Source organism: Glycomyces lechevalierae, assembly GCF_027622945.1.
GTDB lineage: Bacteria > Actinomycetota > Actinomycetes > Mycobacteriales > Micromonosporaceae > Glycomyces > Glycomyces rutgersensis.
Map to the genome: position 1 here is coordinate 423,157 of NZ_JAPZVQ010000002.1, position 19,559 is coordinate 442,715.

Annotated in this window: 16 protein-coding genes; 6 read left to right on the top strand and 10 right to left on the bottom strand. The window is 69.9% G+C overall.

Features of this window, described 5'->3' with window-relative positions:
- Positions 1-1,866 carry an SCO2524 family protein gene (locus tag O2L01_RS05610; protein WP_270120907.1) on the bottom strand — a complete coding sequence of 622 codons (1,866 nt, stop codon included), beginning with the start codon at positions 1,864-1,866 and terminating at the stop codon, positions 1-3.
- Between the two features lie 206 nt (positions 1,867-2,072).
- Here O2L01_RS05610 and O2L01_RS05615 point away from each other — a divergent pair, with 206 nt between their 5' ends.
- Positions 2,073-2,279 carry a hypothetical protein gene (locus tag O2L01_RS05615; protein WP_270120908.1) on the top strand — a complete coding sequence of 69 codons (207 nt, stop codon included), beginning with the start codon at positions 2,073-2,075 and terminating at the stop codon, positions 2,277-2,279.
- Entirely contained in the window at positions 2,276-2,533 is a 258-nt protein-coding gene (locus O2L01_RS05620; protein ID WP_270120909.1) for a hypothetical protein, read from the top strand. Before O2L01_RS05615 ends, O2L01_RS05620 begins: the two co-directional genes overlap by 4 nt.
- On the opposite strand, the gene O2L01_RS05625 is transcribed toward O2L01_RS05620, so the two are convergent.
- Genes O2L01_RS05625 through O2L01_RS05650 form a run of 6 tightly spaced genes read right to left on the bottom strand, consistent with a single transcriptional unit; the run spans position 2,530 to position 9,648 of the window.
- Positions 2,530-3,054 (bottom strand): GNAT family N-acetyltransferase, encoded by a 525-nt coding sequence (locus O2L01_RS05625; RefSeq protein ID WP_270120910.1) that lies wholly within the window; start codon positions 3,052-3,054, stop codon positions 2,530-2,532. The two genes, O2L01_RS05620 and O2L01_RS05625, sit on opposite strands and share 4 nt — an antisense overlap.
- Positions 3,051-3,488 (bottom strand): DUF4233 domain-containing protein, encoded by a 438-nt coding sequence (locus O2L01_RS05630; protein ID WP_270120911.1) that lies wholly within the window; start codon positions 3,486-3,488, stop codon positions 3,051-3,053. Before O2L01_RS05630 ends, O2L01_RS05625 begins: the two co-directional genes overlap by 4 nt.
- Positions 3,481-4,854: a bifunctional folylpolyglutamate synthase/dihydrofolate synthase gene (locus O2L01_RS05635; RefSeq protein WP_344469383.1), complete on the bottom strand. Its 1,374-nt coding sequence runs from the start codon at positions 4,852-4,854 to the stop codon at positions 3,481-3,483. Before O2L01_RS05635 ends, O2L01_RS05630 begins: the two co-directional genes overlap by 8 nt.
- A 52-nt stretch (positions 4,855-4,906) precedes the next feature.
- Positions 4,907-7,528 carry a valine--tRNA ligase gene (locus tag O2L01_RS05640; RefSeq protein ID WP_344469395.1) on the bottom strand — a complete coding sequence of 874 codons (2,622 nt, stop codon included), beginning with the start codon at positions 7,526-7,528 and terminating at the stop codon, positions 4,907-4,909.
- Between the two features lie 39 nt (positions 7,529-7,567).
- Positions 7,568-8,488: a methylmalonyl Co-A mutase-associated GTPase MeaB gene (meaB, locus tag O2L01_RS05645; protein WP_270120914.1), complete on the bottom strand. Its 921-nt coding sequence runs from the start codon at positions 8,486-8,488 to the stop codon at positions 7,568-7,570.
- Positions 8,488-9,648: an acetyl-CoA C-acyltransferase gene (locus O2L01_RS05650; protein ID WP_270120915.1), complete on the bottom strand. Its 1,161-nt coding sequence runs from the start codon at positions 9,646-9,648 to the stop codon at positions 8,488-8,490. The genes meaB and O2L01_RS05650 overlap by 1 nt, the downstream gene beginning before the upstream one ends.
- A 32-nt stretch (positions 9,649-9,680) precedes the next feature.
- Here O2L01_RS05650 and mce point away from each other — a divergent pair, with 32 nt between their 5' ends.
- The 3 genes from mce (at position 9,681) to O2L01_RS05665 (ending at position 13,564) form a co-directional block, all read left to right on the top strand.
- On the top strand, positions 9,681-10,109 hold the full coding sequence (mce, locus tag O2L01_RS05655; RefSeq protein ID WP_270120917.1) for a methylmalonyl-CoA epimerase: 429 nt from the start codon (positions 9,681-9,683) through the stop codon (positions 10,107-10,109).
- A 228-nt stretch (positions 10,110-10,337) separates the two neighbouring features.
- Positions 10,338-11,537, top strand: a complete 1,200-nt coding sequence (locus tag O2L01_RS05660; protein ID WP_270120918.1) for a cell division protein DivIVA — start codon at positions 10,338-10,340, stop codon at positions 11,535-11,537.
- Positions 11,538-11,710: 173 nt separating this feature from the next.
- Positions 11,711-13,564 (top strand): DivIVA domain-containing protein, encoded by a 1,854-nt coding sequence (locus O2L01_RS05665; RefSeq protein WP_270120919.1) that lies wholly within the window; start codon positions 11,711-11,713, stop codon positions 13,562-13,564.
- A gap of 251 nt (positions 13,565-13,815) precedes the next feature.
- On the opposite strand, the gene mmsB is transcribed toward O2L01_RS05665, so the two are convergent.
- The 3 genes from mmsB to chvE all read right to left on the bottom strand — a co-directional run bounded on the left by mmsB (position 13,816) and on the right by chvE (position 17,884).
- Complete coding sequence (gene mmsB / locus O2L01_RS05670) at positions 13,816-15,147, bottom strand: multiple monosaccharide ABC transporter permease (protein ID WP_270120920.1); 1,332 nt, start codon at positions 15,145-15,147, stop codon at positions 13,816-13,818.
- Positions 15,144-16,697: a multiple monosaccharide ABC transporter ATP-binding protein gene (gene mmsA, locus O2L01_RS05675; RefSeq protein ID WP_270120922.1), complete on the bottom strand. Its 1,554-nt coding sequence runs from the start codon at positions 16,695-16,697 to the stop codon at positions 15,144-15,146. The genes mmsB and mmsA overlap by 4 nt, the downstream gene beginning before the upstream one ends.
- A gap of 101 nt (positions 16,698-16,798) precedes the next feature.
- The gene (gene chvE, locus O2L01_RS05680; RefSeq protein WP_270120923.1) at positions 16,799-17,884 is read right to left on the bottom strand and encodes a multiple monosaccharide ABC transporter substrate-binding protein; all 1,086 of its coding nucleotides are present in this window, start codon (positions 17,882-17,884) and stop codon (positions 16,799-16,801) included.
- Between the two features lie 336 nt (positions 17,885-18,220).
- On the opposite strand from chvE, the gene O2L01_RS05685 reads away from it, so the two are divergent.
- Positions 18,221-19,528, top strand: a complete 1,308-nt coding sequence (locus O2L01_RS05685) for a protein kinase domain-containing protein (protein ID WP_270120924.1) — start codon at positions 18,221-18,223, stop codon at positions 19,526-19,528.
- Positions 19,529-19,559: the final 31 nt, after the last annotated feature.

A 19,559-nucleotide genomic window follows, 5' to 3' on the forward strand; every position in this document is an offset into this window, starting at 1 on the left:
TCACACTCCGGTCTCGGCGTCGCGCCCGGCCGCGATGAGCCGGTCGAGGTCGATGAGGGCCTTGACGCCCAGGGCGAACGCGGTGCCGGGGCGCTCGTCGACGACCTCCTTGGCGTGGCGGATCGTCAGGCCGACGGAGCGGATCTCCTGCGCGAGCGCCGGTCCGGCGTGGCCGGAGCCGCGCAGCAGCTCCTGGTCGTAGACGTGCTCGGCCTCGACGAGGAGTTCGTGCGCGAGGTCCTCCAGGCTGCGGGAGCGGGCGGGTTCGGAGGTCGCGAACTGGGCGGCGAGGACCATGGCCTCGACGACGCGGATCGTGAAGTGCCAGGAGGGGTCCTCGAACCAGTTGACGAGTTCGCCGTAGACCTGCTTCGGCTGGTCCCACAGGCGCGCGGCGCTGCCTTCGCGGATGCGCCTGCGCGCCAGGTGCTCCCAGACGAGGTCGGCGACCTCGAGGAGCTCGGCGCGGGACTCGATGGTGACGAGGAGGCTCGCGGCGTGGTAGAGGCGCTTGAGCAGCAGGGGCGCGAAGTCGACCATGTTCCAGACCATGGCGGGGCCGTCGGGCTTCTCGATGCCGGCGAGTTCGGCCTTCACGCCGGGGAAGTGCGTCTCGATGGCGCGGTCCCCGGCGAGGGCGCGGCGGGTGATGCGGCCGCGGTTGGCGAGTTCGACGAGGACGTCCCCGAGGCGGATGAGGTCGTCGTCGCCGCCGCGGGAGGCGCCGAAGGTGTCGGTGGCGACCGCGCAGACGAGGAGCGAGTAGTAGTCGTACTCGAGGCCGTCGGTGGTGCGCCAGGGGACGTCCTCGAGCGGCCACTTCGAGCCGCCGCCGAAGGACGCGACCATGGCCCAGTAGCGGCGGGTGACGTCCATGCGGAGCTGCAGGGACTGGGCGAGGCGCTGCTCCTCCTCGGTGAGGAGGTTGCGGCGCATCACCCTGGGAGAGAACAGGGTCTGGATCGCTTCGAGGGCGACCACGGTGAAGTAGAGGTACGGGGCGTCCTCGGCGCGGCCGAGGCGCTGCGTCGAGGTGTCGGAGACGTCCGGGATGTCCGGGGCCTTCTCGACGACGGACCAGGACCAGCCGATCTCGAAGAGCTTCGTGGGGGCCTCGACGCCCGCGGTGCCGCCGGAGCCGACGGTGATGGTGCGCAGGGTGGCGATGATGTCGTCCGCGGCCTCGCGGAAGCGGCGCACGATCTTGCGGTCGGCCTGGCCGTCCACGTTGATGAGGGCGATGAGCTGGCGGCCGAAGTCGTCGTCGGCGTCGAACGTGGACACCGCGAAGGAGCGCAGCAGGCCGGTGATCGCGCCGAGGAGGCGGCGGTGGATGGCCACCTGCACCTGGTCGACCTCGCGGCTGAGGTCGGCGCGGCCCATGCGGTCGACCGTGGGCTGGAAGTCCGCGAGGAAGGTGAGGGACGCGAGGCACAGCGGGATCGAGAGCGCGAACCCCTCGGTGACGTCGATGGCGCGCTGCTCGGGCTGGGCCTTCTGGGTGCGGTCCTTGCGGTGCATGTTGGAGCCGCCGGAGTAGACGGGGACGCCGTCGTCGTCCACGTGCTTCTCCATGTAGTCCTTGACGAGGCGCATGATCCGGATGGGGATCTCGACGGCGTCGCCGAGCCCCGAGAACGCCTCGAGGACGGCGTCGCTCGTGGCGTCAGGGTCGGCGTAGTTGAGCTCGGGGAGCTCCTGCGCTGGGTACAGCAGGCAGAGCAGCTGCTGGGCGTCGCCCACGGCGTCGGACTGGTTGCGGCCGCCCCAGTGCCAGCCCTTGCGTTTGCCGCCGTCCTCGGCCGCACGCCAGCTGTAGGCCACCTGGGCCCGCCAGATGTCCAGGAGCTGTTGCCGAGGCTGCATCTTCACAGGGGGTCACCGCCGAGCGCTCACAGGGCCGAATCGGACAGGTCCACTATCGCACGCCCTTGTGACGCAAACAGCCTCGCAGAACGTGGTTTGTCGGCTACCCGACAGATCCAAGGCGTCTTCGACGGGGCCCGCGGGCGTCCTATGAGTAGGGTCGGCAAACCGGGCGTACCGGTACCCTTCAGACACGAGGAGTCGAGATGGTCGCACTGATGCTGGCAGGAGTGCTCATCGGCGCGGTCGGCGCCGCGGCCGTCCTCACGGGCGTCCGCGACCACCGCCGCCTCAGAGCCGAACGCCTTGCGGCCCAAGCAGATCGCGAGGCGTGCGGCGAACCTATCCCCAGCGGGTGGCCCGATCCCGGTACTGTGGGAAGACGCCCCCGCACCCCCGAGGAGTCCCGATGACCACCGGTGTCCTGTTCTTCATCGTCTTCCTGGCGCTCGCCGTCATTCTCGGCATCGCCGCCCGCGGCGGCCCGAAGCGGCGCGCGGGCGGGTACCGCGGCGACGCGTCCTACCAGCACTCCGGTACGACCTGGAGCATCCCGGACAACGCCTCGAGCGGCGGGTCAGGCTCGAACGACTGCGGCCCGAGCTACAGCGGCGACTCCGGCGGCGGGTTCAGCGGCGGCGGGGACGGCGGCGGTTCGAGCTGCTAGACGGCCTTGCGTTCGTAGACGCTGCAAGGCACCTCGAAGCCCGGCACCACCGTGGTGCGCTCCAGGGTCATGCCCAGCTTCTCGGCCACGCGGATCGAGGCGGCGTTCTCGGAGTGGATGCACGAGACGACCCGGTCGAGCCCGAGCTCGCCGAACGCGAAGCCGATCACGGCCCGCGCGGCCTCGGGCGCGTAGCCGCGGCCCCACCGGTCGCGGCCGATCCGCCACCCGACCTCGGTCGCGGGCAGGATCTCCGGCAGAAACGCCGGCGTCGCGAGGATCCCGAGACCGACGAGGTCGCCGGTGTCCTGCTCGCGCACCGCGAAGGCGCCCCAGCCGTGCGCGTCCCAGTGGGCTTCCACTTTGGCTGTCAGCGCCTCGGTGTCCGCCAGGGTGCGCGGCGCGCCGTTCCCGATGTACCGCATGACTTCCGGGTCCGCGTTGATCGCGGCGAGCGCTTCGGCGTCGTCGGTCGTCAAGGGGCGCAGCAGGAGCCGATCGGTCTCGAGTTCGAGCGTCATCGTTTCGGCGGCTTCCCCAGCGCGACTTTGACGTACCAGCAGTAGGCCCACACGAGTCCGAACACGATCCCGGCCACGCCGAGCGACCAATGGATCGGCCAGCACGCGATGAGCGCGACCTGCACGACCGCGCCGGCGGGCCACACCCACGGGCGCTTCGTCATGCCCGCCAGCACGATGCAGACGACCGTGAGGACCAGGACGGCGATGATCGCGGGCTTCGCGTCGTCCAGGATCATCCGCATCGGGACGATCGCGAGCAGCAGCGCGAGCGCTTCGAAGCTCAACGCCAGCGCGGCGAGGCTGCGAGCGGCCCGGTTCGGGTCGCGCAGACCCGAGCGGGCGTCGTCATGAAGCGCGGTCTCGGGTTCGGTCCAGGGCGCTTCGGCCTCTTCGCCGTGCTCGGGGTGCTCATGCCCTTCGCCGTCAGCCACGGCGGCCCACCAGGAGCTTGCGGGCGTCCGCGACGGTGAACACCGAGCCGGTGATGAGGACGCCGCCGCCTGATTCGTAGATGTCGTCGGCCTCCTCCGCGAGCTCGATGCCGCGCGCGACGGCGTCGTGGAGGTGCGGCAGCACGGTGACGCGCTCTTCGCCGAAGATCTCCTTGGCGATCTTCGCGAGCGTCGCCGCGGGCATCGCCCGGTCCGAAGAGGACTTCGTGATCACGATCTCGTCGAGCAGCGGCTCGAGGAGTTCGAGCATGTGGTCGGTCTCCTTGTCCGCCAGCATGCCCACGACGCCGACGAGCTTGCGGAAGTTGAACTCCTCCTCGACGGCCTTCGTCATGGCCTCCATGCCCGCCGGGTTGTGCGCGGCGTCGAGGATCACCGTCGGCGCCGTCCGCACCACCTCGAGGCGGCCGGGCGAGGAGAACTCCGCGAAGGCCTGGCCCACGACCTCGGCGTCGAGCGCCTTCGGCTCGCCGGCCCCGAGCAGGACCTCGACGGCCGCCAGCGCGAGCGCGGCGTTGTGCGCCTGGTATTCGCCGTGGAGCGGCAGGAACAGGTCCTGGTAGCGGGCGGCGCGGGTCTCGATCGTGATGAGCTGCCCGCCGACGGCCACTTCGCGGGCCGTGACCTCGAAGCCGCGGCCCTCGGGCACGAGCTTCGCGCCGACGGCGTTGGCGCGGCGCAGGAGCGGCTCCATCGCGGAGCGCTGCTGCGTCGCGGTGACGAGCGTCGAGCCCTCGTGGACGATCCCGGCCTTCATGGTCGCGATCTCGGCGAGGGTCTCGCCGAGCCACTTCGTGTGGTCGATGCCGATGGGGGTGATGACCGCGACCTCGGCGTTCAGGATGTTCGTCGAGTCGGTCTCACCGCCGAGGCCCACTTCGATGACGCCCACGTCGATCGGGGTGTCCGCGAACGCGCCCATGGCGAGCGCGACGGTCATCTCGAAGTAGGTGAGCGGTTCGGAGGCGTCGCGGTCGACGAGTTCGGCGAGCGGCGCGATCTCGTAGTACTGGGCGGCCAGCTTGTCCGGCGCGATCGGCTCGCCGTCGATGTTGATGCGCTCGTTGACGCTGTTGAGGTGCGGCGAGGTGAACATGCCGGTGCGCAGGCCGTGCCCGCGCAGCAGCCGCTCGATCATGCGCGAGGTCGAGGTCTTGCCGTTGGTGCCCGTGATGTGGATCGAGCGGAAGGACCGCTGCGGGTCGCCCATCATGTCGAGCAGCTGCTTGATGCGGTCCAGCGTGAAGTCCCAGCGGGAGAACCCGCGGGCTTCGAGGAGCGCTTCGACTTGCGCCAGTTCGGCGTTCAACTTTGTTGTCCCCTCTTGGCGATGCTTGCGAGCCATCAATTGGCAGAGTGAAGGACGGCGGCCGCCGGTGCAGGCGGCCGCCTCCGTGTTACGCCAGTCGTCCGAGCTGCGAGGTGATGCGGGCGATGTCCGCCTCGGCGGTCGCCTTGCGCGCCTTGATCTTCTCGACCACGGCGTCGGGCGCCTTCGCCAGGAACGCCTCGTTGCCGAGCTTCCCGATCGTGCCGGAGAGCTCCTTCTCGGCGGCCTTGAGGGCCTTTTCGAGGCGGGCCCGTTCGGCGGCGACGTCGATCGTCCCGGACGTGTCGAGCGCGACCCTGACGTGGTCCGAGACCGCCAGTTCGGCGGTCGGCGCGAACCCCTCGGGTTCGGCGTCGAGCTTCACGAACGAGCGGATCAGCCACTCCTGGTCGGCCAGGCCGGCCGCGTCGAGGCCGGTGATGCGCGCGGCCACCCGCTGGCTGGGCTTCACGCCCTGGTCCGAGCGGAAGCGGCGCACCTCGACCACGACGTGCTGCATGGCGGCCACGAGCCGTTCGGCCTCCTCGTCCACTCCGGACGGGGTCGGCCAGGCGGCCACGGTGAGCGAGTCGCCCTGCTCTTCAGTGCCGGTGAGGGTCAGCCACAGCTCTTCCGTGACGAACGGGATCACCGGGTGCAGCAGGCGCAGCAGCTGGTCGAAGACGTGGCCGAGCACGCGGCGGGTGTCCTCGGCGGGCTGCCCGCCGGCGGCGAGCACCGGCTTCGTCAGCTCCAGGTACACGTCGAACACGTCGTCCCACGCGAAGTGGTACAGCACGTCCATCGCCTTCGCGAACTCGTACTGCTCCAAGTGCGCGTCCACCGTCGCGACGGTCCCGGAGAGGCGCGAGAGCACCCACCGGTCGATGAGCGACAGGTCGGCGGGCAGCTCGCCCTCCACGGTCGCGCCGCTCATGAGCGCGAACCGGGTGCCGTTCCACAGCTTGTTGCAGAAGTTGCGGGCGACCTCGGCCAGCTCGAGCGAGGCGATGCCGTCCGCGCCCGGGTTGGCCTCGCGCGCGAGCATGAACCGCAGCGCGTCCGCCCCGTAGTTGTCGACCACCTCGAGCGGGTCGATGCCGTTGCCCAGGGACTTCGACATCTTGACGCCGTTCTTGTCCCGGAGCAGGCCGTGCAGGACCACTTCCGCGAACGGCGCCTTGCCCATCGCGTAGGTCCCGAACATCATCATCCGGACCACCCAGAAGAAGATGATGTCCCAGCCGGTGATGAGCGCGGCCGTCGGATAGAACTTGTCCAGCGCCGGGGTCTCCTCGGGCCAGCCGAACGTCGAGAACGGCCACAGCCCGGAGGAGAACCAGGTGTCGAGCACGTCCGGGTCCTGCGTGTAGCCCTCCGGGGCGGTCTCGCCCGGGCCCACGCACACCTCTTCCCCGTTGGGGCCGTACCAGATCGGGATGCGGTGGCCCCACCAGAGCTGGCGCGAGATGCACCAGTCGAGCAGGTTGTCCACCCACGAGAAGTAGCGCTTCTCCATCTCCGGCGGGTAGATCTTCGTCTCGCCGCTGCGCACCGCGTCCCCCGCGAGCTTCGCGAGGCGCTCGACCTTCACGAACCACTGCAGCGACAGCCGCGGCTCCACCGTGGTGTCGCAGCGCTCGCAGTGGCCGACGGCGTGCACGTACGGGCGCTTCTCGGCCACGATCCGGCCCTCGGCGCGCAGCGCGGAGGCGATCGCCGAGCGGGCCTCGAACCGGTCGAGCCCCTGGAACGGGCCGTGCGCGGTGATCACGCCGCGCTCGTCCATGATGAGGATCGACTCGAGGTCGTGGCGCTGGCCGATCGCGAAGTCGTTCGGGTCGTGCGCCGGGGTCACCTTCACCGCGCCGGTCCCGAACTCGGGGTCGACGTGCGCGTCCGCCACGATCGGGATGCGGCGGCCCGTGAACGGCACCTCCACAGTGGTGCCGAGCAGGTGCCGGTAGCGCTCGTCGTCGGGGTGGACGGCCACGGCGGTGTCGCCGAGCATCGTCTCGAGGCGGGTCGTGGCGACCACGATCGACTCCTCGCCGTCGCCGTAGCGCATGGACACGAGCTCGCCCGCGTCGTCCTGGTGCTCCACTTCGGCGTCGGAGAGCGCGGTCATGCAGCGCGGGCACCAGTTGATGATGCGCTCGGCGCGGTAGATCATGCCGTCGTCGTACATCTTCTTGAACATCGTCTGCACGGCGTTCGAGAGGCCCTCGTCGAGCGTGAACCGCTCGCGGTCCCAGTCGACGCCGTCGCCGATCTTCTTCATCTGCGAGGAGATGCGCTCGTGGTAGGTGTCCTTCCACTCCCACGCCTTCGCCACGAACGCCTCGCGGCCCAGGTCGTGGCGGGACAGCCCCTCCTTGTCGGCGAGCTGGCGCTCCACGACGTTCTGGGTCGAGATGCCCGCGTGGTCGGTGCCCGGCAGGAACAGGGCCTCCTTGCCGCGCATGCGCTCGCGGCGCACCATCCAGTCGATGAGGGTGTGGTTGAGCGCGTGGCCGAGGTGGAGCTGGCCGGTCACGTTCGGCGGCGGGATCACGACGGCGTAGGGCTCGCGGTCCGAGTCGTCGGCAGCCTTGAAGCGACCGTCGGCTACCCACTTCGCGTAGCGTCGCGCCTCTACGTCTACCGGCGCGTACGTCTTCGGGAGATGGGTTTCCAGGTCCGGTGTCTTCTTCGCTGCGTCTGTCACCAGTCAAGTGTAAGGAGCGCGCAGGCAGGGATGCGAAGCGGTTTACGCGGTGTCGCCCAGAACCCTTCCGACCGCCGAGGCCACGTCCGTCTCGCCGTTCGCGACCTGTTCGGCCAGCGCCTCGGGGACGGCGTAGCGGCGGCGCAGCTCGGCGTCGACGCGGGCGCGGATCTCGGCCGCGGCGCGGCGGCGGCGCTTGACGGCGAGGTGGTCGCCGCCCGCGAGCCAGTCGCGATGCTTGCCGATGGCGGCCACGAGGTCGTCGATGCCCTTCGCCTCGGAGGCGACGGTGGAGCAGATCGGCTGGCGCCACTCGCCGGGTTCGCGGCGGACGAGGCTCATGAGGGCGCGCAGGTCGCGCACGGTGCCTTCGGCGCCGGGCCGGTCGGCCTTGTTGACGACGTAGACGTCCGCGATCTCCACGACCCCGGCCTTGACGGCCTGGATGCCGTCGCCCATGCCGGGGGCGAGCAGCAGGAGCGTCGTGTCCGCGAGGGCCGCGATCTCGACCTCGGCCTGGCCGACGCCGACGGTCTCGACGATGACGACGTCGAAGCCGAGGCCTTCGAGCAGGCGCACGGCCGCGCCGGTGGTGGCGGCGAGCCCGCCGAGGTGGCCGCGGGTGGCCACGGAGCGGATGTAGACGCCGGGGTCGAGGGCGTGGTCGGCCATGCGGACGCGGTCCCCGAGGATCGCGCCGCCGGTGAAGGGGCTGGAGGGGTCGACGGCGAGGACGCCCACGCGCAGGCCGGCCTCGCGCCAGGCGCCGATGAGCGCGGAGACGAGGGTGGACTTGCCGACGCCCGGCGAGCCGGTGACGCCGACGATCGTCGCGTCACCGCCTTTCACGAGGCGCGCGACCTCGGGGGCCTCGGCGGTGCCGTTCTCCAGCATCGAGATGAGACGGGCGGTGGCCCGGCGGTCTCCCGCGCGGGCCGCCGCCACCAGGTCGGGGACCTTCATCAAGCTCCCTTGAGGACGATCGCGTCGCCCTGGCCGCCACCGCCGCAGAGCCCGGCCGCGCCGTACTGGCCGGGGCCGAGCTGGCGGGCGAGGGTCAGGGCGAGGCGCGCCCCGGAGGCGCCGATCGGGTGCCCGAGGGCGATCGCGCCGCCGTCCGGGTTGACCTTCTCGAGGTCCACGCCGAGGGTCTCGGCCGAGGCCAGGACGACCGCGGCGAAGGCCTCGTTCATCTCGACCACGTCGAGGTCGGCGGCCTTGACCCCGGCCATGGCGAGGGCCTTGGCGATGGCGTTGGCGGGCTGGTCGAGCAGCGAGTTGTCCGGCCCCGCGACGGTGGCGTACGACAGGATCTCGGCGGTCCAGGCCCAGCCGTTGGCGATCGCGGTGGACTTCTTGGCGAGCACGAGCGCGGCGGCGCCGTCGGAGATCTGCGAGGCCGTCGCGGCCGTGATGGTGCCGTTCTCGGTGAACGCCGGGCGCAGCCGGGCCAGGCCCGCGGCGGTCGAGTCGGGGCGGACGCCCTCGTCGGCGTCCACGAGGCCCTTGCGGGTCTCGACGGAGGTGATCTCCTCGGCGAGCCGCTCGGCGGCCTTGGCGGCCCGCTGGTGCGAGTAGGCGGCGAACGTGTCCTGGTCCTCGCGGGTGATCGGGCGGCTCTTCAGGTGGCGCTCGGTGGACTCGCCCATCGAGATGCCGTCGTAGGCGTCGGTGAGGCCGTCGTAGGCGAGGTGGTCGATGAGGACGGCCTCGCCGTACTTGAAGCCGCGGCGCGAACCGGGCAGCAGGTGCGGGGCGCGGCTCATGGACTCCATGCCCCCGGCCACGATCACCTCGGCGGCGCCGCCGCGCAGGAGCTGGTCGGCCAGGCCCACGGCGGTGAGGCCCGAGAGGCAGACCTTGTTGACCGACAGGGACGGGATGCTCATGGGCAGCCCGGCCGCGACGGCGGCCTGTCGAGCAGGGTTCTGGCCGGACCCGGCGGGCAGGACCTGCCCGAGGATGACCTGGTCCACCTGCTCAGGGGCCACGCCGGCCCGTTCGAGGGCGGCTCTGATGGCGGTCCCGGCCAGGTCGGTGGCCGGGATGTCGGCGAGCGCGCCGTTGAAGCGTCCGATGGGTGTCCGGGCACTGGCGAGGATGACGGTGTTGTCGTCGTTCATGGAGACCTCCGTTGGTCGATACCCTCGATCGTATGACGTTCACTGAGGGAATCGGCTTGCGGCGCATCGATCACGTCGGGATCGCGGTCCCGGACCTGGATGCGGCCCTGGATTGGTACGCGGGGGCGCTCGGCGGCGCGGAGGTGCACCGCGAGGTGAACGAGGCGCAGGGGGTCGTCGAGGCGATGGTCGCGTGGCCCGAGGGCGGCACGCAGGTGCAGCTGCTCGCTCCGCTCGGGGAGGACTCGCCGATCGCGAAGTTCATCGGGACGAAGGGTCCGGGGCTGCAGCAGCTCGCGTTCACCGTCGCGGACGTCGAGGCGGCGGCCGCGGCACTGCGGGCAAGGGGGTGCCGACTGCTGTATGACGAAGCACGCCAAGGCACTGCGGGCTCCAGGATCAACTTCGTGCACCCCAAGGACGCCGGGGGCGTCCTGATCGAACTGGTCGAACCCGCATAGGGCCCTTGCAGTTCGGATATCGGAGAGCGACGGTTCGGCCACCGTGACTGTCGGATACATGACGCCGTTCGGGTGACACCTGGAGGACATCGAAACTTCACCGCACACGAGTTCCGTGTCCTTTCAAGGATTTCGACCGTTTTGCGGCTAGTGTTGCGGGTGGTTCGCCCCCCACAAACCCCTGACCTTGCTGTCGACATTCCCACTCGCGTCTGCAAGTATTGGTCCATGTCGCAGCAGCCCTCCAGCAGTACCTTTTTCGACAACGACCAATCGGTGCCGGAATTCCCCGTCCAGCTGCGGGGTTACGACCGGCACCAGGTGGATGAGTTCATCCAGAAGAACCTCGGCAAGCTGAAGCAGACCGAGTCGCAGCGCACCGAGGCCGAGCAGCGGATGACGGACGCCCAGCGTCGTCTGCGCCAGGCCGAGCAGCGGATCCAGGGTCTCGAGCAGCGTCTCGCCGAGCAGCAGAAGCAGCTCGAGGAGAACACCCGCCCGACGCTCTCCGGGCTCGGCACCCGGGTCGAGCAGATCCTGCGGCTGGCTGAAGAGCAGGCCAACGAGCACCGCGCCGAGGCGAAGCGCGAGACCGAGGGCATCCTCTCGGCCGCCCGCCTCGAGTCCCGCGAGATCACCGACGCCGCCCGCGGCGAGGCCGGCTCCCTGAAGCAGAACGCCGAGCGCGAGGCCAACACCCTGCGCACGCAGGTCGAGCGCGAGGTCGCCGAGCTGCGGACCAACGCCCGCCGCGAATGCGAGACCCTCCGCGCCGACGCCGAGCGCGAGACCAAGCAGCTGCGCACCGCCACCGGCCACGAAGTCGCCGAGCTCAAGGCCTCCGTCGAGCGCGAGGTCGCGACCCTCCGTGCCACGGCGGACCGCGAGATCACCCAGCTCCGCGCCAAGGCCGCCCGCGAGGCGGAGGAGAAGCGCGCCGAGGCCGCGAAGCTCTTCGCCGAGGCGAAGGAGAAGCGCGACAAGGACCTCCAGGCCCTCGACCTCGAACTGGCCGAGCGCAAGGAGAAGGCCGAGCGCGAGGAGTCCGACCGCCACACCCGCGCGGTCGCCGAGACCCAGAAGCTCGTGTCCGACGCCGAGAACCGCGCCCGCGACGCCGAAGAGCGCGCCAAGGCCGCGGAGACCCGCGGCGAGGAGAAGCGCTCCGAGGCCGACAACTACGCGCAGGAGACCACCAGCAAGGCCAAGAAGGACGCCCAGAAGCTCGTCTCCGACGCCAAGGCCGAGGCCGAGCGGCTCCTCGCGGACGCCAAGTCGGACGCCGAACGCGTCACGACCGACGCCGAGACCAAGGTGGCCGAGCTCACCGCGAAGCGGGACCAGGTGCAGGAGACCCTGCGGAACCTGAGCGGTCTGGTCAGCGGCGCCCTCGGCGGTGCCCTTGGGCAGCAGGGCGACGACAAGTAGAAAAACAGGACGACAAGTAAACCTGGCGAATCCGCGTTACCGTCGAAGTCTGCGACAGTGAAGAATGATCGTAGGCGTAGGTCGACGGTGGAGGAACCACAGCTCGGCCGCGTCCCGTCACATCCGGTCCCTTGCCGGTAGTGGCGGGACGCGGCTTACGTGAGGATGAGGGTATGGCGCGTGAAGACAGACTGGACGACTCGGAACTGCTGACCGGATTCAACGAGGGTGGACCCGTCGAGTACGAGTTCGAGACCGCCTTGCGCGGCTACGACAAGGGACAGGTCAAACGGTTCCTGCAGCAGATGCAGCTCCAGATGGACACGCTGGCGGGGGAACGGGCCGAGGCGGTCGCGCAGATCGACCGGCTGGTGATCCAGATCCAGCAGTTGCAGGCGCAGATCCAGGAGCTGCGGCGGCGCAGCGCCGCCGGCGACAAGGCCTCCTACCGGCATCTGGGCGTTCGCATCGAGCACATGCTGACCCTCGCGGAGGAGCAGGCCGAGGAGATCAAGGCCAACGCCCACGCGCAGACCCAGCACCTGCACCACCACGCCGAGAACCGCCTCCGCGAGGCCGAGGCGCAGATCGAGCAGGCCCGCAAGGACTTCGAGACCACGTTGAAGGCCCGGCGCGCCGCCGCCGAGAAGGCCGAGGCCGACCGGCGCGCGATCATCGACGCCGAGATCAACAAGCGCGCCCGCGAGGCGCAGGCCATGGTGGACCAGGCGAAGGAGCGCGCCGCCGCCCTCATCGCGGAGGCCGAGCAGGACGCCGAGAACAAGCGCGCCGCCGCTGACGAGCAGACCCGGCAACTGGTCGCTCACGTCGAGCGCCTCCGCGCCGAGGCCCAGCAGCTCAAGGACGACGCCGCCCTCGCGTCCGAACAGGCCATCACCGAGGCCCGCGAGAAGGCCGACCGGATCTCCGCCGAAGCCGAGGCCGAGGCCGAGCGCAAGCGCGCCGAGCACGAGGCCGAACTGCGGGACCTGCGCACCGAGGCCGTCGAGAATCTCGAGAAGTTCAAGCAGGAGACCGAGACCTTCGCGCAGACCGTGCGCACCGACGCCGAGAACGAGGCCACGCGGGTGCGCGCCGAGGCCGCCGACAACGCGACCCTCACGCGCACCGAGGCCGCCGACGAGGCCAAGCGGCTCCGCCTCGACGCCCAGCGGCGTCTCGAGGAGGCCGAGGCCGAGGCGCAGCGCCTCACCGCCGAGACCGAGGAGAAGGTCGCGAAGCTCGCGGCCGACGCCGAAGAGGCCGCCCGCCTCGAGCGAGAGGCCGCCGAGGCGAGCGCCCTGCGCCTCGCCGAGGAGACCGAGCGCGAGACCCAGCGCCTCCGCGAAGAGGCCGCCGACGCGTCCCGCAAGGAGCGCGAAGCTGCCGAGGTCGCGGCGCGCAAGCTGAACGAGGAGACCGCCGCCGAGACCAAGCGCCTGCGCGAGGAAGCGGCCGCGGAGGCCGAGCGCGTCACCGCCGAAGCCGCCGCGGAGGCCGCGAGGCTGCGCGAGAACGCCGACACCGCCAAGGTCGAGGCCGAGGCCCAGGTCGAACGGGCCCGCGCCGAGCTGGCCGAGATCGAGGCCGAGCGCGAGCGCCTGCTCGCCGAGGCGAAGGCCGCGGCCGCCCAGCTCCTGGATCAGGCGAGCCTGGAGGCCGAGCAGGTCAAGTCCGAACGCGACCAGTACGTCTCGGAGGCCGAGAAGAAGGCCGAGAACGCGAAGCGCCGCGCCGAGGAGCTCTCGAAGACCGCCAAGCAGACCGCGCGGCGCGACTCCGAGGCGATCCTCGCCACGGCCCGGGCGCAGGCGAAGAAGCTCATCGAAGAGGCCCGCGCGGGCCGCACCGACGAACAGGCCGCCGAGCAGCCCGCCGGTGCCGCCGCCGATGCCGCCGCCGAGCAGCCCGCGAAGGAGTCGGCCGCTCAGGACGCGGCCGTCAACAAGCCGACCAACGGCCGCAAGCGCCCCCAGGGCGGCGGCAAGCAGACGAGCGAAGCGGCCGAGAAGGTCTCTTTCTCCTAAGCGCGAGAACGACGTGAGGGCCCGGTGCGGATCGCACCGGGCCCTCAGTGTGTCCGCAGTCGACGGCCGGCGGCGCCCTGACACTTTCGGGTGACGCGAGGACCTCCGGGCCCCGTTCTTGTCGGACCCGGGCGGGAGGATCGGCGCAGACTGCTTCTTCCCCTCTCGGGAGGGTGGGGGTTCGTGGACGGCTGGACGCCGAAAGGCCCGCGGCGCTGTCGCACCGCGGGCCCTCCGTCCACTTCGTCCGATTACGAGATCGGCTTGCCGTCCTCCGTCGCGCTGAGCGTGCCGGCCGTGGTGGACTCCTTGTCGATGCCCTCCTTGGCCTTGGCCTTCGCCCCGCCCGAGCCGCCCGGCGTGGTGCCGACGATCGGCGGCATCAGGCCGCCGCCTGTGGCGCGCTTCTTGTTCCACACGTCGAACAGGACCGCGGCGAGCACGACCAGACCCAGGATGATCTGGACCGTGTCGGTCGCGATGCCCAGGACCTGCATGCCCTGGCGCAGGACGCCCATCACGAGACCACCGATGACCGCACCGATGATGGTGCCGACGCCGCCGGTGACCGAGGCGCCACCGATGAACGAGGCGGCGATGGCGTCGAGCTCGAACGCGTTGCCCGCGCCCGGCGTCGCCGCGTGCAGGCGGGCGGTCACGATGACGCCGGCGAGGCCCGCCAGCGCGCCCATGATCACGAACACCCAGAACGTGGTCTGCTTGGTCTTGACGCCCGAGAGCATCGCGGCCTTCTCGTTCCCGCCGCCCGCGTAGACGTGGCGGCCGAACACGGTGCGGTTCGCGATGAACGTGAACAGCAGGACCAGGCCCAGCAGGATCCAGCCGATGATCGGCAGGCCCTTGTACGAGTAGAACGTGTAAGCGGCGGCCAGCATGACGGCGGCGATCGCCACGGTCTTGACCAGCCACGCCGTCTGCGAGGACGCGGCGATGCCGGCCTTCAGCTGGCGGCCGCGGCTGCGCGCCGCGAAGAACACGAACAGGGCCGCGCCCACGACGCCCACGACGAGGGTCGGGACCCGCAGGTCGACGCCCATGAACTGGTAGCCGGAGGCGAGCTCGTTGAAGGTGCCGGTGGTGCCCTTGGTCTCCGCGTCCAGGACCTTGAGGGTCAGGCCGCGGAAGATGAGCATGCCGGCGAGGGTCACGATGAACGCCGGGATGCGCACGTAGGCGATCCAGAACGCCTGCCAGACGCCGATCGCGGCGCCCAGGCCCACGGCGAAGAGCACCGAGAGGTACCAGGGCCAGCCCCAGTCGGAGAGCGCGATCGCGGACATGGCGCCGCAGAACGCGAGCACCGAGCCGACCGAGAGGTCGATGTGCCCGTTGACGATCACCAGCATCATGCCGATCGCGAGGATCAGGATGTACGAGTTCTGCAGGATCACGTTCGTGATGTTCAGGGGAGTGATGAAGTTCTCGTCCTGAAGCACCACGTTGAGCACCTGGAACAGGATCATGATCAGCACCAGGGCGATGATCATGCCGTAGGCGCGCAGGTTGATGTTGCGCACTGCCGAGATCAGGCTCGGCCGGGTCTTGGTCGGGACGGTGGTCATTGGCGTTGCTCTTCTCCCCCGCTGGCCGTCTCAAGGGTCATGAGACGCATCAGCTCTTCCTGTGTCGCGTTGGCCCGGTCGACCTGACCGGTGATGTGGCCGGCGCTCATGGCGTAGATGCGGTCGCACATGCCGAGCAGCTCGGGCAGTTCGGAGGAGATCATGAGGACCCCCTTGCCCTGGTCGACCAGCTTGTGGATCAGCTCGTAGATCTCGTACTTGGCGCCGACGTCGATGCCTCGCGTCGGCTCGTCGAGGATGAGCAGCTCAGGCTCCGTGAAGACCCACTTGCCGAGCACGACCTTCTGCTGGTTGCCGCCGGAGAGGTTCCCGGCGAGCGAGTACACCGACGGCGCCTTGACGCCGAACTCGGTGCGCAGGCGCTCCGAGACCGAGTTGACCTTGTCCTGGTCGACCACGCCCCGCTTCGAGAGCTTGTCCAGACCCGGCAGGGTGAAGTTCTCCCGCAGGTCGTAGTCGAGGTGCAGGCCGTAGTGCTTGCGGTCCTCGGTGGCGTAGGCCAGGCCCGAGTCGATGGCCTCGGGGACGCTGCGCAGGCTGAGCGGCTTGCCGTCCATCGTGGCCTTGCCCGAGATGTTCGAGCCCCAGCTCCGGCCGAAGACGCTCATCGCGAACTCGGTGCGCCCGGCGCCCATGAGGCCGGCCAGGCCGACGATCTCGCCGCGGGCGATGTTGAGGCTCGCGTTGTTGACGATGACGCGGTCGCGCTGCTCCGGGTGGTAGACCGTCCAGTCGTTGACCTCGAAGAAGACCTTGCCGATCTTGGGCTCGTGCGGCGGGTACAGGTGCTCGAGGTCGCGGCCGACCATGGCCTTGATGAGCCGGTCCTCGGTGACGGCGTCGTGCTCGGTGTCGAGCGTCTCGATCGACTTGCCGTCGCGTAGCACGGTGATCCGGTCGGCGACGGACAGCACCTCGCCCAGCTTGTGGGAGATGATGATGCTGGTGACGCCTTCCTCGCGGAGCTGGCGGAGCAGCTCCAGGAGGTTCTCGGAGTCGGAGTCGTTGAGCGCGGCGGTCGGCTCGTCCAGGATCAGGAGTTTGACGTCCTTGGACAGGGCCTTCGCGATCTCGACCAGCTGCTGCTTGCCGACGCCGATCTTCTCGACCAAGGTGGCCGGGTTGTCGTTGAGGCCGACCTTCTGCATGAGGCGGGCGGCCTCGGTGTTGGTGCGGTCCCACGAGATGACGCCGCCGGTCTTGCGCTCGTTGCCGAGGAAGATGTTCTCGGCGATCGAGAGCTCACCGACGAGCGCGAGCTCCTGGTGGATGATGACGACGCCGGTGGCCTCGGAGTCGCGGATGTTCTTGAACTGGGCGGGCTTGCCGTCGAACTCGATCTCGCCGTCGAAGTCCCCGTAGGCGTACACGCCAGACAGGATCTTCATCAGCGTCGACTTGCCGGCGCCGTTCTCGCCGACGAGTGCGTGGACCGTCGCCCGCTTGACCCCCAAGTCGACCCCGGACAGTGCGAGCACGCCCGGGAACCGCTTGGTGATCCCCCGCATTCGGAGGATGTCTTCAGACATTGCTTCGTCCTATTTGAAAAGTTTGGACAGCTCTGGGGAGAGGTTCAGGGACGCCCATGGCGGGCAGGGCGTCCCTGAGAGAAGGGTCTTGCGGCGGTCGACTAGCCGAGTTCCTTGGCGTCGATGTACCCGGAGTCGACGAGGATCTCCTGGTAGTTGGTCTTGTCGACGCTGACCGGCTCGAGCAGGTAGGCCGGGACGACCTTGTTGCCGTTGTCGTAGGTCTCGGTGTCGTTGACTTCCGGGTCCTTGCCGTCGAGGACCGCGACGACCATGTCGACCGTGGTCGCGGCGAGCTCGCGCGTGTCCTTGTAGACCGTCATGGACTGGAGGCCGTCGATGATGTACTTGACGGACTCGACCTCGGCGTCCTGGCCGGTGATCACGGGCATCTCGGTGTAGCCGTTGCCCTGGAGCGAGGCGATGATGCCGCGGCTGATGCCGTCGTAGGGCGCGAGCACGACGTCGACCTTGGAGCCGTCGTTGTAGAAGTTGGACAGGATGTTGTCCATGCGCTCCTGGGCGACGGCGCCGTCCCAGTTCTCGGTGGCGATCTGCTCGAGCGAGGTCTGGCCGGACTTCACGACGAGCTTGCCCGCGGAGACGTAGGGCTCGAGCACGGCCCAGGCGCCGTCGAAGAAGTACTTGGTGTTGTTATCGGTCAACGCGCCAGCGAACAGCTCGATGTTGAACGGGCCGGGCGCGGTGTCGAGGGCCAGTGCCTCGGCGATGTAGGTGCCCTGCAGGGTACCGACCTTGGTGTTGTCGAACGACGCGTAGTAGTCGACGTCCGGCGTGTCCAGGATGAGGCGGTCGTAGGCGATGACCGTGATGTCCTGGCCCTTGGCCTGGGCCAGTACGCCGCTCAGGGACTTGTTGTCGATCGCGGCGATGACCAGGACGTTGACGTTCTGGCCGACCATGGTCTCGATGGCGCTGACCTGGTCCGCGGCCACGTCGTTCGAGTACTGGAGGCTCACTTCGTAGCCCGCGTCCTCGAACGAGGTCTTCAGGTTGTTGCCGTCCAGGATCCAGCGCTCGGAGGTCTTGGTGGGCATCGCGATGCCGACCTTCTTGCCTCCCGAACCGTCCCCGCCGCCGTCTTCAGAGGCGCAGGCGGAGGCGGCCATGGCGACTGCTGCCGCGCCGATGGTGCCGGTCAACAGGTGACGTCGATTGACGTTCATTAGTACTCCTTCGTACCGGGCGGTTTCGGCGCATGACCTACGTCGCCCTGGGGTCAAGACGGAATCGATAGTTCAACGTTTTTCCACAACCGTCAACAGCGGATGCGTCTCGTGTCCGAATCGTTGCTTTCCAACCTCGACGAATTCCGACACTCGGCTCCCTCGCGGCACATCGAACCCTTGACACCTCAATGAAAATGACTGTGCGTATCGATTCCTTCACCCGATCGTGCCACATCCTTACGGCCGACTACCACTCGACTGATCGTATGGGATAGCCTCACATTTAGTGCCAAACCACTACACCGATCGGCCGACCCCCCGGAGGAGGTGAGGATGTCGACCACCCAGACCATCGGACCCGCCGCCGTGCACCGTTTACTGCACCGGGACGCGGTGTGCAGCGTATTCAGCGGCACCGTCGCGACAGGCCCCACCGACCTGCTCTGCGTCACCGTCGCCCATGAGCGGGTGGACGGCTCCCGGCGCGAAGTGTTCTTCGAATGGGCCGCGAAACTCACCGGCCTCCCCGCCCACCCCCATCTGTCCCCCTGCACCGCCGTCGGGCTCACCGAGAACGGCCGCCCCTACCTGGCCGTGGGCACCGCCCGCCGCAGCCTCGCCGACCTCCTCGCCGAGCAGGGCCCCATGCCGCCCGGGCAGGTCCGCGCCCTCGGCGTCGCACTGAGCGACGCCGTCGCCGTCTACCACCGCGCCGGGCTCATCCACGGCGCGATCCAGCCGTCCCACATCCTCGTCGGGACCGGCCACCACCTGCAGCTCACCGCGTACGACGTCACCGCCCCCGTCCTCGCGGCGCCACTCCCTCCCACCCCCTACACCGCCCCTGAGCATCTGGACGCCGCCGTCGCGGGCGAGGTGGCCGCGAGCCCCTCCGGGGACGTCTACGCCCTCGCCACGGCCCTCTACGCCGCCCTCGGCGGCCGTCTCCCCTGGGTCCGGCACGCCCGCGAAGAGGCCGCCGACCCGCTGCTGCGCGCCGCCCCCGTCCCGCACATCCCCGGCGTGGACGCCGAGCTCACCGACATGATCGGCGCGGCCCTCAGCCCCGACCCGCGCCGCCGCCCCACGGCCGACGTCTTCCGCGAACAGCTCACCAGGCTCCAGCTCTCCGGCCCCAAGGCCCACGGCCCCCGCCCCGACACGGTCGCCAACGGGCTCCTCCCCCGCCGCGGTCTGCGCCCCGTCACCGTCGCGGTCTCGACCGAGCTGACCCCGTACCGGCCCAGGCGCGAACGCCCCGGCCTGCGCCCGCGCCTGCGGTCCATCGCCACGGCCACCGCCGGGGTCGCGCTCACCGGGGCGCTCCTCGGCGGCGCCGCGCTCGCGACCTACGCGGCCACCAACCCCGAGAGCACCGGCACGGTCTGCTCCGACCCGAGCGTCCTGGGCGGACGCATCGACGAGCAGCTCGAGGACGGCCGGATCGTCGACAGCTGGTGCGCCGAGGAAGGCGACTACGTGGCCGCCACCGTGGACTATCCGGGAGGCTCCGGAGGGGACGGCGAAGGCGCCACCGAACGCAAGGTGTGGCGGATCGAAGGCGAGAACCTGGTCGCCGTCACCGACTGCGCCGACGCGACCATGCCGGCCGCGATCGCCGACTTCCTCGACTGCGCTTAAGGCGCCGACGAGCACGCGAAGGGCCGGACGC

What these genes read in the sequence shown, in the direction of transcription:
- O2L01_RS05660 (WP_270120918.1), top strand. Translation starts at nt 10,338, where the DNA reads ATGTCGCAGCAGCCCTCCAGCAGTACCTTTTTCGACAACGACCAATCG.
- O2L01_RS05615 (WP_270120908.1), top strand. Translation starts at nt 2,073, where the DNA reads ATGGTCGCACTGATGCTGGCAGGAGTGCTCATCGGCGCGGTCGGCGCC.
- mce (WP_270120917.1), top strand. Translation starts at nt 9,681, where the DNA reads ATGACGTTCACTGAGGGAATCGGCTTGCGGCGCATCGATCACGTCGGG.
- O2L01_RS05650 (WP_270120915.1), bottom strand. Translation starts at nt 9,648, where the DNA reads ATGAACGACGACAACACCGTCATCCTCGCCAGTGCCCGGACACCCATC.
- O2L01_RS05625 (WP_270120910.1), bottom strand. Translation starts at nt 3,054, where the DNA reads ATGACGCTCGAACTCGAGACCGATCGGCTCCTGCTGCGCCCCTTGACG.
- chvE (WP_270120923.1), bottom strand. Translation starts at nt 17,884, where the DNA reads ATGAACGTCAATCGACGTCACCTGTTGACCGGCACCATCGGCGCGGCA.
- O2L01_RS05665 (WP_270120919.1), top strand. Translation starts at nt 11,711, where the DNA reads ATGGCGCGTGAAGACAGACTGGACGACTCGGAACTGCTGACCGGATTC.
- mmsB (WP_270120920.1), bottom strand. Translation starts at nt 15,147, where the DNA reads ATGACCACCGTCCCGACCAAGACCCGGCCGAGCCTGATCTCGGCAGTG.
- O2L01_RS05685 (WP_270120924.1), top strand. Translation starts at nt 18,221, where the DNA reads ATGTCGACCACCCAGACCATCGGACCCGCCGCCGTGCACCGTTTACTG.
- mmsA (WP_270120922.1), bottom strand. Translation starts at nt 16,697, where the DNA reads ATGTCTGAAGACATCCTCCGAATGCGGGGGATCACCAAGCGGTTCCCG.
- O2L01_RS05635 (WP_344469383.1), bottom strand. Translation starts at nt 4,854, where the DNA reads ATGGCTCGCAAGCATCGCCAAGAGGGGACAACAAAGTTGAACGCCGAA.
- meaB (WP_270120914.1), bottom strand. Translation starts at nt 8,488, where the DNA reads ATGAAGGTCCCCGACCTGGTGGCGGCGGCCCGCGCGGGAGACCGCCGG.
- O2L01_RS05620 (WP_270120909.1), top strand. Translation starts at nt 2,276, where the DNA reads ATGACCACCGGTGTCCTGTTCTTCATCGTCTTCCTGGCGCTCGCCGTC.
- O2L01_RS05610 (WP_270120907.1), bottom strand. Translation starts at nt 1,866, where the DNA reads ATGCAGCCTCGGCAACAGCTCCTGGACATCTGGCGGGCCCAGGTGGCC.